Origin of the sequence: Microbacterium sp. UCD-TDU (assembly GCF_000340625.1) — a bacterium.
Classification (GTDB): domain Bacteria; phylum Actinomycetota; class Actinomycetes; order Actinomycetales; family Microbacteriaceae; genus Microbacterium; species Microbacterium maritypicum.
In genome coordinates this window covers 190299-205732 of the sequence record NZ_KB454448.1, presented here as the reverse complement: position 1 = coordinate 205732, position 15434 = coordinate 190299, and the positions used below count along the sequence as shown (strand labels likewise).

Here is a 15434-nt window from a genome sequence, read left to right as displayed (position 1 = left end):
ACGATGGGTCTCGGCGCGGAGGATGGGCCTCGGAATGCGACAGAGCGGATCAGGAGCCGATGAACTCCTCGGTCTCCCCGAACGACGGTTCGTCGCGGATCTCGACCGTCGCGCCGAGGCCGTCGGTGTCGAGCACCACGATCTCGTTGCGCCCGGCCCTCCAGAGCGGCGCCGGCGCATAGAGCGTCTCCTGCGGACCGACCTTCCAGTAGCGCCCCAGCAGGAAGCCGTTCAACCAGACCATCCCCTTCGACCCCCCGGGGAAGGCGAGCCAGGCGTCCAGCGGCTCGGCGATGTCGAAGGACGCGACGGCGACACCGTCTGATGCCTCCGCTGATCGGTCGAGGCCCGGCGCCGCGGTCGGCGCTTCCTGGGGAACCAGGCGATGCGTCCAGCCGTTGACCAGCCGACGACCGATCATCACGCCACGCATGATGCCCTTGCCCTCCCCGGTGTAGGGACCGTAGTTGATGCGCCCGAGGCTCTCGACGACGAGCGTGAGCCGTCCCGCTCCGCCTTCGACGGGCAGAGCGAGGGAGGTCTGGCCGTCACGTTCGAGCACCCCGAGCGCCTGCGCGTCGAGGAACACGACGGCACGATCGTGCAGTCCGTCGATCGTGAGCATCGCATCGGCGGGGAAGGAGACATCCGCCTCGTAGGCGACCATGCCGTCTTCGGCGCCGAGCTCCTCGAACGTGCACGGGCGCGGTGAGACCTCTCCGGTCACGGGAAGAGTGGCGACCAGCTGCAGCAGGGAGCTTCGCTGCTCGAGCGGTGCGGACGCTGCGGCCTGTCGCCGCGGGCCCGCCGGAACCGGAGGGAGCCCGGATGTCTGGAACGGCGCGAACATCGCCCGCAGCGCGTGGAACTTCTCGTTGAGCGTTCCGTCTTCGCCGATGGGGGCATCCGAGTCGTAACTGGTGACGGTGGGCTGCAGCACCCGGTCGTGATTCGCCCCGTTCCAGAGGCCGAAGTTCGTCCCACCGTGCGCCATGTACAGGCTCACGGATCCGCCTGCGGCGAGCAGTTCCTCGATCGTCCCTCCGGTGCTCGCGGCGGAGCGCACGTGGTGCCGCTCGCCCCAGTGGTCGAACCAGCCACCCCACAGCTCGCTGCACATGAGCGCATCCCCTTCACGACGCAGCTCCACGGCCCGGGCGACGCCGGTGCCGAACGTGAACGTCGCCATGGCGCCGGGAACACTGCCGTGCTCGATCATGTCGCCCGTGATGCCGTCGGCGGTCGTGAGCATCTCGACCATGCCACGACAGCGGAGCCCCTCGCGCAGGTGCGCCAGGTAGGCGGCATCGCTGCCGAACGAGCCGTACTCGTTCTCGATCTGGATCGCGACGATCGGGCCGCCGTGCGAGGCCTGGAGCGGGACGAGCCGGGGGATCAGCTCGTCGTACCAGGCGTCGACCGCTGCGAGGAAGCCGGCATCGCTGGTGCGCAGCGCGGCGACGCGCCCCGAGAGCCAGAACGGGATGCCGCCGTTGGACCACTCGGCGCAGATGTAGGGACTGGGCCGGAGGAACACGTCCAGGCCGATATCTCCGGCGAGGCGGATGAAGCGCTCGATGTCGCGCCACCCGTCGAAGCGCACGTCGCCCTCGACGCGTTCGTGGAAGTTCCAGGCGACGTATGTGTCGACAGTGTTCGCGCCCATCGCGGCGAGTCGGCGCAGACGGTCCTCCCACTGGTCGGGATGCACCCGGAAGTAGTGGATCGAGCCCGCGAGGATGCGGTGGGCGACGCCGTCGCGGAGGATCTCCCCGTCGCGCCAGGTCAGGGTGGGCGCGCCGATCGGCGACGCGGCGGCCGGGGCATCGACGGCAACGGAAGAGCCGTCGAAAGCCGAGGCGAGAAGGTCAGACATAGCGCTCCAAGCACGAGTGTTTGCGTTCACATTATCGCATCACACGACTCGCCGCCTCCTGGATTTACGCCGATTGATCGCTACCATTGAGCACATGTCACCTCGTCGCCCGAGAGACGACCGCGCCCCCAGCCAGGTCGATGTCGCCCAGCTTGCCGGTGTCTCCACGCAGACCGTCTCCCGCGTCATGTCGGGGCAGGACAACGTGCGCCCCGACACCGCCAGGCGTGTGATGGCGGCGGTCGAGGAGCTCGGCTACCGCGTGCACGCCGCCGCCGCCTCCCTCGCCTCCGGTCGCACCCGCGTGCTGGGCGTGATCGTCGTCTCGACCGACCGGTACTCGTCTGCGGCCCTCGGCGTCGGCATCCAGCAGGCCGCTGCGGCGAACGGGTACACCGTGTCGACGGCGGCCGTCGCCGACCATGCGTCGGCCGAGGCGTTCCTGGAGGCCTTCGACCGACTGGAGCGACAAGGAGCCGAGGGCATCATCCTCGGCGTGCCGGTCGAGCTCGAGAGCCCTGCGATGCGGGCTCGGACCGAGCGCACACCTGCGACCCGGAGCGAGCGCACCTCTCTCGATGAGGACGCCCCGCTCGCCGTCGACCAGAGGGCGATCGCCCGCCTCGCCGTCGAGCATCTGCTCGACCTCGGGCACAAGACCGTCTGGCACGTCTCGGGCGACGACTACTGGACCGAGACGCAGCAGCGCAGCGAAGCCTGGGAGCAGACGCTCCGCGATCGCGGAATCGTGCCGCCGCCGCTGATCCCCGCCGACTGGACACCCGAATCCGGCTACCGCGCGGGTCGCACGATCGCGGCGATCCCCGAGGCGACGGCCGTGTTCGTCAGCAGCGACGAGATGGCCTTCGGTCTGATCCGCGCCCTGCACGAGGCCGGCCGCAGCGTGCCCGACGATGTGTCGGTGGTCAGCGTCGACGACATCGCCCTCGCCGCGTACGCCTCCCCCGCCCTGACGACCGTCCGTCAGCCCTTCGAGGCGATGGGCCGTGCCGCAGCCCTCCGGGTCATCGCCCAGATCGAGGGGCACGATGCGGTCGGCGACATGCCCTCCACCGACCCTCAGCTCATCGTGCGCTCATCGACCGCACCGCCGCGATCCGCCCGATAGCGCTCGGCCTCTCAACGCGGCTCGGGCTACGGGGCGGGTTCTTCGGGGTTCACCAGCGACCGTGCCGGCGCTCCCACTCGTCCTCCACCGTGCGACGACGACCCGCGACGATGCCGGCAGGGATCGCGACGACGAGCACGCCCGCGATCACGAGCAGCGGGATCTGCCAGCCCGCTGTCGTCTCGTGCAGCAGCCCGACCAGCAGCGGGAAGGTCGCGGCGATCGCGTAGCCGATGCTCTGCACGAACCCGCTCAGCGCGACGGCGCTCTCCGGCGTGCGGGCGCGGATGCTGAGCAGCACGAGGCTGAGCGGGAACATGATGGCGGTCAGGCCGAAGATGCTCACCCACAGCGGCAGCGCGACGGTCGGGACGAACAGGAGACCGGCGAGCCCGACCAACCCGCCGCCGACGGCCACGAAGAAGAGCGGACGCGTCGCCTGGAACCGGACGACGAGGATCGGCACCAGCAGTGAGCACGGCAGACCGATCAGCGCGAACAGCGAGAGCAGGAAACCTGCGGTCGCCGGAGTCACACCGCCGATGTCGACGAGCATGGTCGGCATCCACGCGAACGAGACGTAGGCCATGGTGGACGACGCTCCGAAGACGACCGCCAGCGCCCAGGCGAGGGGCAGTCTCCACAGGCGGGCGAAGTGCCGACGGTTCGCCGGAGCGGTCGAGATCGGACCGGTCGCGACGGCCACCGCATCCTGCACGTCGTCGACACCGTCGGTGGGGTCGGGGACGAGCAGTTCCGTCTTCACCGGCTCACCCGCTCGCGGGCCGTTCTTCAGCAGAGGCGCCACCCAGGGCACCAGCGCGATACCCGCGACGATGCCCCACATGCCCAGAGACACCCGCCAGCCCAGCGAGTCGGCCACCGGCACCGCGACCAGCGGAGGCAGGAAGGTCGACACCGCCATGGTGGTCGAGTAGATGGTCATCATGACCCCGAGCCGATCGGGGAAGTACTTCTTGACCAGGGGCGGCAGCAGCACGTTGCCCGAGCCGACGCCCGCGAACACCACGGCGGTCGCCGCGAGCAGGGTCGTCGAGTCGACGGCGAAACCGCGCAGGAGCAACCCCAGGGCCATCAGCGTGATCGCGACGACGGCCATCCGCTCCAGACCGAATCGGCGCTCGAACAGGGGCGTGAGCAGACCGAAGATCGCGAAGCACACCGGCGGCGCGGCACCGATCAGGCCGATGACGACCGGCGAGACCGGGAAGTCCGCGGCGACATGATCGATCACCGGGGAGAGCGAGGCGACCGCCGAGCGCAGCGAGAACGCCACCAGGACGATCCCCACGAGTGCGAGTGCCCGACCCTGCCACAGCGGTCGTGCGCTCGGCATCGTCATGAGGTCTGCGACCCCTCCACCCAGGCCAGATACTCATCCGAGACGGTGCCGGTCACATAGCGGCCATCGAAGCAGCTCATGTCGAGGTCGGTGAGCACCGATCCCTCGATGATCGCCGCCTTGAGGTCTTCGACCTCCTGATAGACGAGGTGGTCGCAGCCGAGTTCCTCGGCGATCTCGGGAATGGTCCGTCCGTGGGCGATGAGCTCGTGCCGCGAGGGCATGTTGATGCCGTACACGTGCGGGTGCCGCACGGGAGGAGCTGCGGAGGCGAAGGTCACCGAGGCGGCACCGGCATCCCGCGCCATCTGGATGATCTCCTTCGAAGTGGTCCCGCGCACGATCGAGTCGTCGATGAGCAGCACGTTCTTGCCCTGGAACTCGGTCGACATCGCGTTCAGCTTCTGGCGCACGCTCTTCTTGCGCACCGCCTGCCCCGGCATGATGAAGGTGCGGCCGACGTAGCGGTTCTTGTAGAAGCCCTCGCGATACTCGATGCCGAGCTTGCGGGCGACCTCCATCGCGGCGGGGCGCGAGGAGTCGGGGATGGGCATGACCACGTCGATCTTGTCCATCGGCACGTGCTTGGCGATCGTGTCTGCGAGACGATCGCCCATGCGCAGCCGCGACTCGTACACAGAGATGCCGTTCATGACGGAGTCGGGGCGGGCGAGGTAGACGTACTCGAAGGCGCACGGCGCGAGAGTCGCGGCCGTCGCGCACTGCTTGGAGAACAGCTCGCCGTCGTTGGTGATGAAGACGGCCTCGCCGGGCTCGACCTCGCGCACGACCTCGTAGTCGCCGTTCTCGAGCACGAGCGATTCGCTGGCGACGACCCACTCGTCCTTGCCGTGCGCACCGTCGACCGTCGAGGGACGACGACCCAGGATCAGCGGGCGGATGCCGAAGGGATCGCGGAATGCGAGCAGGCCGTAGCCGGCGATCACGGCGATCACCGCATAGGCGCCCTCGATGCGCTCGTGCGTGCGGGCGACGGCCTCGAACACACGCTCGGGGTCGAGGTCGACGGTCGAGGTCGTGTTCTGCAGCTCGCCGGCGAGCACGTTCAGCAGCAGCTCGGTGTCGCTCGAGGAGTTGAGGTGACGGCGGTCGCGCTGGGCCATGTCGGCCGTGAGCTCACGCGTGTTGGTGAGGTTGCCATTGTGGATGAGGATGATGCCGTACGGCGCGTTCACATAGAACGGCTGCATCTCCTCTTCGTTCGAAGCCGTGCCCTTGGTGGCGTAGCGCACGTGTCCGAGGCCCACGTTGCCGAGCAGTGCACGCATGTCACGAGTGCGGAACGCCTCGCGGACCATGCCCTGCGCCTTGGCGTTGTGCATCACGCCGTTCGCCTCGGCGGTGGCGATGCCCGTCGCGTCCTGGCCGCGGTGCTGCAGCAGCAGGAGTGCGTCGTAGATGTCCTGATTGACCGGGGCAGAGCCCACCATTCCGACGATGCCGCACATGGGCTCTTACTTCGCTCCGTCCGCGTAGGCGCCGACCAGGCGCACTGCTCCACCGTCGACGCCCTTGGCGCCCTGTTCGAATTCGCCGGTCGGGCGCGGGCCGAAGCCGACGGTCCCGACCTGCCACGAGGGCATGCCCTCGGCGTTCAGCGCCGCGATAGCGGCATCCTTCTTGTCTGCGGCGATCACGGCGAGGAAGCCGATGCCGAGGTTCCAGGTGCCCTCTGCCGACTCCAGCGTGGAGCCGGCGATATCGCTGAGCACGCGGAAGACGGGGCTGGGCGACCAGCTGCTGCGATCCACCTCGACCCAGCTGCCCTGCGGGAGCACACGGGCGAGGTTCGCCGCGATGCCGCCGCCGGTGACGTGGCTGAGGGCATGGACGCCGCCGGTGCCGGTCGAGCCGCCGAGCTGCTCGATCAGGCGCAGCAGGGGGAGCGTGTAGAGGCGGGTCGGCTCGAGGAGGGTCTCGCCCCAGGTGGTGCCGAAGTCCGCGGCGTGGTCTCCGTAGCCGATGCCCGCACGGGTCACGATGTGACGCACGAGGGAGTAGCCGTTGGAGTGCAGTCCGCTGGAGGCGACGGCGATCACCGCATCGCCGTCCTGCACGAGCTCCGCGCCCAGGATCGCATCCGCCTCGACGACGCCGGTCGCCGCACCCGCCACGTCGTAGTCGCGCGGACCGAGCAGGCCGGGGTGCTCTGCGGTCTCGCCGCCGACCAGCGCGGTGCCGGTGGCGGAACACGCCTGGGCGATGCCGCGCACGATGTCGGCGATCCGCTCGGGGACCACCTTTCCGCACGCGATGTAGTCCGTCATGAAGAGCGGCTTCGCGCCCACCACGACGATGTCGTCGACGACCATGCCGACCAGGTCCTGGCCGATCGTGTCGTGCTTGTCGATCGCCTGCGCGATCGCGACCTTCGTGCCGACGCCGTCGGTGCTGGTCGCGAGCAGCGGGCGACGGAAGTCGCGTAGCGCGCTGGCATCGAACAGTCCGGCGAATCCGCCGACACCGCCGAGCACTTCGGGACCGTGCGTCGCGCGCACGGAAGACTTCATCAGCTCGACGGCGAGATCACCTGCAGCGGTGTCGACGCCGGCTTCGGAATAGGGATTAGTGGGGGAGGCAGCCACGCCTCCAGCCTACCGCCCGCAGCCGGTCCGACTCTCCGCGACGTCGGACCTCGGATCCGGACGCTCGACCCGCCTACGATGGGGCCATGGCCGACAAGCCGCAGTGGCTCATCCGCGAAGACGCGAGCGTTCCGGTGCTCGTCGCGCTCGCGCTGCGGCAGCGCCTCGGGATCCGGGTTCCGGAAGACCTCCCGAGTCTGCGCGAGCTCGCCGTGCGCGCACCGGACGCCGCCGACGCCTCGCCCGCGATCGAGGCGCAGTGGCGCGACTATTGGGACATGACGGTCGAGCCTCGCGCGCATCCCTCCGACGTGCCGCTCGAGCTCATCGACGGATTCGACACCCTCGTCGCGCTGCCCGCCCGCGGCGCGGAGGAACTCGCCGCCGCTATCGCCCCGCAGGCCACGTCCGCCCTCCTCTACGCGCGGGCCGCACACGACCGGTATGTGAGCTCGATGAAGAGCCACACCGGCGGCGATGCCTACCGTGCGTATGCGAGTGCGATCGCGGAGTTCGAGCGCGAAGTCGGCCGGCGCGCGCACTCCTTCGAGCTGAACGTGCAGGTGCTGCCGTTCTCGCAACGCGGCATCTGGTGGATCGGGGCTCTCACGGTCGCCGTGACCGATGGTCTGCGCCGCGACGTCGTGGCGTTCGACGCCGCGATCCGTCCGGTGATCGCCGAACTCGCGTAGAGGTCAGTCGTCTTCGACGACGGTCTCGCGGTCGACCCGCACGACCCGGTCGTGACGACGGGCCAGGCGCTCCATGATCAGACCGGCGATGCCGCCGAGCGCGATGCCGATCGGCACCGTCCACAGCAGGAGGAAGCCGAACACCTGACCGGGCGGGTAGACGACGTCGAGAGCCTGCGACTCGTCGAAGCTGCCGGTCCACGTGAGGATGCCGGCCGCGATCACGCCGACCACGACGCCGATGCCCATGAGCACGCCGTACCGCGGCACACGGCGCACGGTCGCTTCGACGGTCTGGTGGGAATCGGTGGGGGCCATGCATCCATTGTCCCACCACCGACGGATGCCGCATACCCGAGATCGGGACGGAAGAACGGCCCTCCCCGCGTCCGCCGCGGGAAGGGCCGTTCCGTGTCGCGCCTCGACTAGACCTCGGTCGTCGTCTGGGCGGCCTCTTCCGTGCGGTTGCGACGGACGATCAGCACGCCGCCGGTCGCCGCGAGGGCGACGACGATCAGGCCGCCCACGATCCACGGCCACACCGGAGCGCCATCGGATGCGGCAGGCGCGGACGCGGTGGTCACCGCGGCGCTGGCCTCGGAGTCGGAGTCGGGCTTCTCCTCCGCGACGCCGCACTCGGCGCCGACCGGGATCACGGCGGTGACCGGGTCGAGCTTTTCACCCGCGGCGTAGGTGCCGAACGCGGATGCGCCGGCCTCGGTCAACGTGGTCGGGATCGCGTCGAGCGTCAGCACGCCGTCGACGACGGCCGCATCGCCGAGGCGGAACTCTGCGAGACGCACGCCCTTCTGGTCGATGCTCTCCCCGCTCTGCGTGGTGCCGGTCACATCGAAGACCAGGTAGCCCTTGTCTCCGGCGAGCTCGACGGCCGCGTTCGCGAGCGTCGTATTGAGCGCGCCGTCGTGACCGGTGAAGGTGATGCTGCCGCCGTAGGCGACCAGGCCCGCGAGGGTCTTGTCGTCGAACGATCCGGTGCCGTTCTGCCACACGTAGTCGGGGTACTGGTAGGCGACGTCGGTCAGCGTCCAGCCGCCCTTCGCGATGCCCTCGATGTAGGTGCGGAACGACTCCTTGTAGCCCCACTTGAGAGTGGCGCCCTCGACCGTGCACGCACCGATCGCGGTGGTCGCCCTGTTCAGGGTGAACGCGAGACCGCGGTTCACCGAGCCTTGGAACGTGAGCGTGTGCGCGCCGTCCTCGAGGGTCGACGGCAGCGCGCCCGACCAGGTGGCGACGCCGTTCGCGTCGGCCGTCACGGTGTCGAGCAGAACCGGGGTCGAGTAGACGACGACCTTGATTCCCTGCTCGTTCGCGCGGAATCCGGATGCCGACACCGTCGCCGGCTGCCCGGATGCGAGTGCCGACAGATTGGCCTCGTCGACCTCGATGCCCTCGGTCGCCGGCGGGGTCGCCGGGAGCGTGGTCTTGGGCTTCACGACCGCCGCAGCCACCGTGCCGCTCGAACCGGCAGGCGCCGGGGAGACCGAGCCGATCGTGAACGTCACCGGATTCAGCGTCGTGCCGTAGCCCGACAGCACACGGTCGCGTCCCTCCGCGCTCAGCGCCGCGGGAGCCGCCGTATACGTCACCGCACCGTTGGCCGCGATGCGCGCCGCGCTCGACAGGTCGAGTGTCGCGAACGGCACCTGTGCGCCGCCGCTCATGACGTACAGCGTCGCCGCATTCGCGGAGGTGATCCGGATCTGCGGGTTCGAGACGGTCACATCGAGCACGCCCTGATGTCCGGTGAAGCGCACCGAGCCCCGGTATACGACGCTGCCGAGGCCGGTGTTCACATCGAAGTCGCCCCCGACGGTCTGGCCGAACTGGAACTGACCGCCCGAGCGGGTCGCCCCGTCGGAGACCGCGATGGAGCCCTTCGCGATGTCGCCCGTGATGTAGTTCGTGAACGACGAGGAGATCGCCCAGCGGAGGGAGCCGCCGGGGACGTTCGCCGGCGGAGTCGGCGGCGTGACCGGGGTCTCCGGCACCTCCGGCACCTTCACGTCGAGCAGTGCGTCCCACTGCGCGGGCGTGATGGTCACGGTCGAGCGCGCGTAGATCGTGCTCCCACCGGGGTTCGAGTGCTGCTTCCACACGATGACCTCGTACGACTTCGTGCGGTCGAGGTTCTTCGCCGCGATCGTGAGATCGATCGAGAAGGCGCCGAACGTGACCTTCTGTGCCCACTGCATGGCGAGGAAGCCCCCGTCGGCGTTCACCGCTCCCTCGGTTCCGGCCTCGATCAGCGCGACGTAGGCGCCGGGGATCTCGCCGAGATTCGTGGCGGACGCGGTGACGGTCAGACCGTCCTTCGCCGTCGCCGTCTTCACGGTCGTGGTCACGGACGGGCCTGCCGGGAAGAGGGTGTCCCACTGCCCGTCGGTCACCGTGACGGCGCCCCGCGCGTAGATCGTGCCGGCGTCCGGCATCGAGTGCTGCTTCCACACGATGACCTCGTACGACTTCGCGCGGTCGAGCGTGTCGGTGGCGGCGGTCAGGTCGATCGTGAGCGCGCCTCCCGTGATGTTGCGCACGTACTGCATCGCCAGGAAGCCACTGCTGCCGGTGACGTTGGCCTCGGTGCCCTTCTCGATCAGCGCGACGTAGGCGCCGGTGATCGCACCGAGCTTCGAGGCGGACGCCGTGACGGTCAGGCCGTCCTTCGCGGTGGCGGACTTCACCGTCGGGGTCACGACCGGGGTGACGCCGTAGTTCAGGGCGACGCTGCGCTCCTGATCGGCGTTGATCACGCCACCGGCCGCATACGTGTAGACACCGTAAGAACCGGGCGTCGTGGCCGCGTCCTTCAGCGTCAACGTCGCCTGGAACGTCCCATCGGCCGCGATGTCGACCCACTGCGCGCGGATCGCGCTCTGGTACTGCGCAGGAACCTGGTTCAGCACGCCCTCGGCCAGAGCCCAGGCCTGCGCACCGACCGAACGGCTCGACGATGCGGCCCCCGTCGACGGCTGCCATGCCGAGGCGAAGTTGCCGAACACGACGTAGGTGCCCTGCGGGAGGTGCTTCGGGATCGGCACACCACGGCCCTCGGTCCCGAGGTTCGCGGCCGGGTCGTAACCCGAGCCCTTCACGACGACCTTGTCACCGGCCTTGAGCGCCACGCCTGCGGCCGGAGTCGTGCCATCGGCGAGGAATACCTCGATCGCCGGGGAGACCGGGGCGGGCTGCAGCCCCTCCCACTGCGCGTCGGTGAGGGTGATGGCTGCGCGGGCGTAGATGGTGCTCGCGTCGGGGTTCGAGTGCTGCTTCCACACGATGACTTCGTACGACTTCGTGTGGTCCAGTGTGTCGGCAGCGGCGGTCAGGTCCACCGTGAAGACGCCGCCGGAGATCGGGCGCACGTACTGCATCGCGAGGAACCCCCCGCTGCCGGTGACGTTCGCCTCGGTCCCCTTCTCGATCAGCGCGACGTAGGCGCCGGTGATCGCGCCGAGCTTGGCACCGGAGGCCGTGACGGTCAGGCCATCCTTCGCCGTGGCCGACTTCACGACCGCGGAGACAGCGGGAGTCTCGGTGTAGTTCAGGGCGACGCTGCGCTCCTGGTCGGCGTTGATCACACCACCGGCCGCATACGTGTAGATCCCATAGGACCCCGGCGTCGCTGCCGCATCCTTCAGCGTCACCGTCGTCTGGAACGTGCCGTCGGCGGCGATGTCGATCCACGAGGCGCGGATAGCACTCTGATACTGCGCGGGGACCTGGTTCAGCACACCCTCGGCCAGTGCCCACACCTGCGCACCGACCGAACGGCTCGACGATGCGGCGCCCGTGGACGGCTGCCATGCCGAGGCGAACTTGCCGAACACGACGTAGGTGCCCTGCGGGAGGTGCTTCGGGATCGGCACACCACGGCCCTCGGTCCCGAGGTTCGCCGTCGGGTCGTAGCCCGTGCCCTTCACGACGACCTTGTCGCCCGCCTTGAGAGCGGCGCCTGCGGCCGGTGTGGTCCCGTCGGCGAGGAACACCTCGATCGCCGCCGACTTCGGGGTCTCACCCGGATCGGTACCCGGCTCCGTTCCGGGGTCGGTACCGGGGTCCGTTCCCGGATCCGTACCGGGGTCCGTTCCCGGATCCGTACCGGGGTCCGTTCCGGGATCCGTACCGGGGTCGGTGCCCGGGTCGGTGCCCGGGTCGGAGGGCACCGCACCGAACACCGCATCCCACTGCCCGGCCGAGACGGCGACATCGCCCCGGCCGTAGATCGTGGTCTCGTTCGGATTCGAGTGCTTCTGCCAGACGAGCACTTCGTACGCCTTCGTGCGGTCCAGCGAACCGGCCGGTGCGTCGAGCGTGAACGTGCTCGCCCCTCCGGCGACGGTCGGCATGACGAACGCGGCGTATCCACCCCCGCCAGTGAGCCCGGACTCGGTGCCCTTCACGATGAGGGCCGCGTAGGCGCCTTCGACCTCGGGCAGACCGCTGACCTGCACCTGCACGCTCACCCCCGAGGTTCCCGCTGAGGCGACGGCGGCCGTGACAGTCGCGCCGGCGGCGTGCGCGGGCGGGACGATCACCGCACCGGCGGCGACGAGGACGAAGGAGACGAAAGCGGCGAGCAGCACGCGTATGCGGGCGCTCCCTGAGGATGCTGTGGCTGAGGCGTTCACGATTCTCCACGGCTCCGGGCGCGCAGAAGAACACGCACGCCGGCGGTGCCGCAATGCAGTCGGGCGAAGGTTGGTTTTGGTTAGGCTTAGCTAAGTAAGCGTCGACCCCGAGCGTAGGGGTGCGCATCATCGCGCGTCAAGTTTTAGGATAGCCTTGCCTAATGCGTCGCGTCTTCGCCCTTCTCCTCGCCGCCGCTCTCGCCGTCGGGCTCACCGCGTGCGCAGAGCCGGGGGCCACGGCCGCACCGGCTGCCGCCGCGGATGACGACTGTCCGCAGGCATCCGTCCCGCTCGCCGCGCTCGACCTGATCGATGACGTGCGCGGCCACGCCGGCCCCTCCACCGCCTGCCTCTCGACCCATGCGATCGAGCCCGTCGACGACGACAGCGCTCCGAGGCTGCCTGTGACGGTGACCGACAGCGAAGGCCACGAGGTCGAGATCGACGACATCGACCGCATCCTCCCGATCGACATCTCGGGCACGATCGCGTCGACCGTGTTCGCGCTCGGACTCGGCGACCAGGTCGTCGGCCGCGACGCCTCCACCGTCTTCGCCGGCACCGAAGACCTCCCGGTCGTGACCAAGACCGGCCACACGCTCAACGCCGAGGCGATTCTCGAGCTGGCGCCGACCGTGGTCCTCACCGACACCACGATCGGCCCGAAGGAGGTCCGTCAGCAGCTGCGCGATGCCGGCATCGCCGTCGTCGTGATCTCCAGCGATCGCCGTCTCGACACCACGAACGATCTGGTGACCGAGATCGCCACTGCGCTCGGGGTGCCGCGCAGGGGTGAGACCCTCATCGCACGGCTCGTTACCTCCGTCGACGAGACGCTCGCAGAGATCGCCGCCGTCGTGCCCACCGACGAGGCCGACCGCGCCCGGATGCTCTTCCTCTACGTGCGCGGCAGCGCCAACGTGTACTACATCTTCGGCGAGGACTCCGGGGCCGACTCCCTGATCGACGCGGTCGGCGGCGTCGATGTGGCGGCCGAGATCGGCTGGGAGGGCATGAAGCCGATGACCGCCGAAGCCCTTGTCGCCGCACAGCCGGACGTGCTGGTGATGATGACCGACGGGCTCGAATCGGTGGGCGGCATCGACGGACTCATCGAGCGGATCCCCGCCGTGGCTCAGACCCCTGCCGGCGTGAACCGTCGCGTGATCGACATGGCCGACAGCGAGATCCTCAGCTTCGGCCCGCGCACCGCCGACGTGATCGGCGCCCTGGCCCGCGCCCTGTACGCCCCCGAGCCCGCGACGTGACCGGGGAGGTCGTCACCCCGACTCCGACGAGGCACCGGGGCCTGCGCTTCGCCCTCGTGACCGTCGGCCTGGTCGTCGCGCTCACGATCACGTGCATCGTGTCGATCACGAGCGGGCAGTACGATCTCTCTCCCACCTCCCTGGTCGGCGTGCTGCTGCGCGGGGTCGGGATCGACACCGCGTGGGCGCCGACAGCTTCCGCCGACTACGGCGTGATCTTCAACCTGCGGATGCCGCGCATCGTGCTGGGCCTCCTCGTCGGCGCCGCCCTCGCCGTCTCGGGCGTTCTCATGCAGGCGATCTTCGGCAACCCGCTCGCGGATGCGGGGGTCGTCGGCGTCTCCTCGGGTGCCGCGCTGGGCGCTGCGGCGAGCATCACGTTCGGGCTGGCGACCTTCGGGATGTGGACCACACCCGCCTTCGCGTTCCTCGGCGGCCTGATCGCGGTGTTCTCGGTGTACTTCATCAGTCGCTCCGGAGGCCGCACCGAGGTCGTGACCCTCCTGCTCACAGGCATCGCGATCAATGCGATCGCGGGCGCCGGGATGGCCTTCCTCACCTTTCTCGGCACCACATCCACTCGCGAGCAGATCGTGTTCTGGCAGCTCGGCTCACTCAACGGGGCCCTGTGGTCGAACATCCAGCTGGTGGCTCCGCTCGTGCTGATCGGCGTGGTGGTCGCGCTGATCGTGGCCCCGAGCCTCGACCTCTTCGCCCTCGGCGAGCGCACCGCCCGCCACCTCGGCGTCAACGTCGAGCTGTTGCGGATCGTGGTCATCGTCATGGTGGCCCTGCTGGTGTGCGCGGCGGTGGCGTTCGCCGGCATCATCGGCTTCGCCGGGCTCGTCGTGCCGCATCTCATGCGCATGCTGATCGGCCCCGCCCACCTGCCGCTCGTGATCGCCTCGGCTCTCGGCGGCGCACTGCTCATCGCGGTCGCCGATCTGGTCGCGCGCACCGCCGTGCCGCTCGCGGACCTGCCGATCGGCATGATCACCTCTCTCGTGGGCGGTCCCTTCTTCCTGTGGCTCCTCGTGCGCACGCGGCGTCGCTCGGGAGGATGGGCATGACCGTGCGGCTGCGCGGAGCGGGACTCACGGTCGGTGTCGGCGAGGGGCGGACGATCCTCGACGACGCGTCCATCGAGATTCGCTCCGGAGAGATCCACGCCCTCGTCGGGCCGAACGGGGCGGGCAAGTCCACTCTGTTCGGCGTGCTCGCCGGAGACGTCGTGGCACAGGCCGGTTCGGTCGAGCTCGACGATCAGCCGATCGACCGCGTCAAGCCGCGCACGCTCGCCCAACAGCGTGCCGTGCTGCTGCAGGAGAACACCGTGACCTTCCCCTTCAGCGCAGAGCAGGTCGTGCGCATGGGGCGGACACCCTGGGCGCGTACGCCCCAGGCGGACGATGACGACGAGCGGGTGTCCACGGCGATGGCGCAGACCGAGGTGACGGCGCTCAGGGCCCGCGCGGTGCCCTCCCTCTCCGGCGGCGAGCGCGCCAGAGTCGCCCTCGCCCGCGTGATCGCCCAGAGCACCGGCATCCTGCTGCTCGACGAGCCGACCGCCGCCCTCGACCTGAAGCACCACGAAGACGTCATGCGGCTGATCCGTGAGCGTGCGGATGCCGGGATCGCGGTGGCCATCGTGCTGCACGACCTCAATGCCGCGCTCGCGCACGCCGACCGCGTCACACTCCTCGCCGACGGCCGCGTGGCAGCGACGGGCACTGCAGCCGAAGTACTGACGGCCGAGCGGATCGAGCAGGTCTACGGGCAGGCGGTCGACGTGTTCCCGCACCCCGCGACGGGGGTCCCCCTGGTGGTCGCGCGGCGCTGATCCGAGCC

11 protein-coding genes are annotated in these 15434 nt (G+C 69.6%); 5 read left to right on the top strand and 6 right to left on the bottom strand.

Annotated elements, in window-relative coordinates:
- Nucleotides 1–49: 49 nt before the first annotated feature.
- Nucleotides 50–1876, bottom strand: coding sequence for a beta-galactosidase family protein (locus tag D514_RS36340; protein WP_017831333.1), 1827 nt, complete (start codon nt 1874–1876; stop codon nt 50–52).
- A gap of 94 nt (nt 1877–1970) precedes the next feature.
- Between D514_RS36340 and D514_RS36335 the strand changes: the two genes are divergently transcribed.
- Nucleotides 1971–3005: a LacI family DNA-binding transcriptional regulator gene (locus D514_RS36335; protein WP_017831332.1), complete on the top strand. Its 1035-nt coding sequence runs from the start codon at nt 1971–1973 to the stop codon at nt 3003–3005.
- Nucleotides 3006–3054: 49 nt separating this feature from the next.
- Here D514_RS36335 and D514_RS36330 read toward each other — a convergent pair whose 3' ends face one another.
- The 3 genes from D514_RS36330 to purM are packed head-to-tail and all read right to left on the bottom strand — an operon-like array spanning nt 3055 to nt 6974.
- A complete protein-coding gene (locus D514_RS36330) occupies nt 3055–4368 on the bottom strand; it encodes a CynX/NimT family MFS transporter (RefSeq protein ID WP_017831331.1) in 1314 nt (437 codons plus the stop codon).
- The gene (gene purF, locus D514_RS36325) at nt 4365–5837 is read right to left on the bottom strand and encodes an amidophosphoribosyltransferase (protein WP_017831330.1); all 1473 of its coding nucleotides are present in this window, start codon (nt 5835–5837) and stop codon (nt 4365–4367) included. The genes D514_RS36330 and purF overlap by 4 nt, the downstream gene beginning before the upstream one ends.
- Before the next feature lie 6 nt (nt 5838–5843).
- Nucleotides 5844–6974, bottom strand: a complete 1131-nt coding sequence (gene purM / locus D514_RS36320; RefSeq protein WP_017831329.1) for a phosphoribosylformylglycinamidine cyclo-ligase — start codon at nt 6972–6974, stop codon at nt 5844–5846.
- Nucleotides 6975–7060: 86 nt separating this feature from the next.
- On the opposite strand from purM, the gene D514_RS36315 reads away from it, so the two are divergent.
- Nucleotides 7061–7666: a hypothetical protein gene (locus D514_RS36315; RefSeq protein WP_017831328.1), complete on the top strand. Its 606-nt coding sequence runs from the start codon at nt 7061–7063 to the stop codon at nt 7664–7666.
- Nucleotides 7667–7669: 3 nt separating this feature from the next.
- Here D514_RS36315 and D514_RS36310 read toward each other — a convergent pair whose 3' ends face one another.
- Complete coding sequence (locus D514_RS36310) at nt 7670–7984, bottom strand: hypothetical protein (protein ID WP_017831327.1); 315 nt, start codon at nt 7982–7984, stop codon at nt 7670–7672.
- Between the two features lie 107 nt (nt 7985–8091).
- Nucleotides 8092–12318 (bottom strand): HtaA domain-containing protein, encoded by a 4227-nt coding sequence (locus D514_RS38220; protein WP_144053096.1) that lies wholly within the window; start codon nt 12316–12318, stop codon nt 8092–8094.
- Nucleotides 12319–12479: 161 nt separating this feature from the next.
- Between D514_RS38220 and D514_RS36300 the strand changes: the two genes are divergently transcribed.
- From D514_RS36300 to D514_RS36290, 3 genes are read left to right on the top strand one after another with little or no spacing between them, the layout of a single operon-like run.
- Entirely contained in the window at nt 12480–13586 is a 1107-nt protein-coding gene (locus D514_RS36300; RefSeq protein ID WP_017831325.1) for a hemin ABC transporter substrate-binding protein, read from the top strand.
- Nucleotides 13583–14656 (top strand): iron ABC transporter permease, encoded by a 1074-nt coding sequence (locus D514_RS36295; protein ID WP_017831324.1) that lies wholly within the window; start codon nt 13583–13585, stop codon nt 14654–14656. Before D514_RS36300 ends, D514_RS36295 begins: the two co-directional genes overlap by 4 nt.
- The gene (locus D514_RS36290) at nt 14653–15426 is read left to right on the top strand and encodes a heme ABC transporter ATP-binding protein (RefSeq protein WP_017831323.1); all 774 of its coding nucleotides are present in this window, start codon (nt 14653–14655) and stop codon (nt 15424–15426) included. Before D514_RS36295 ends, D514_RS36290 begins: the two co-directional genes overlap by 4 nt.
- Nucleotides 15427–15434 lie beyond the last annotated feature (8 nt).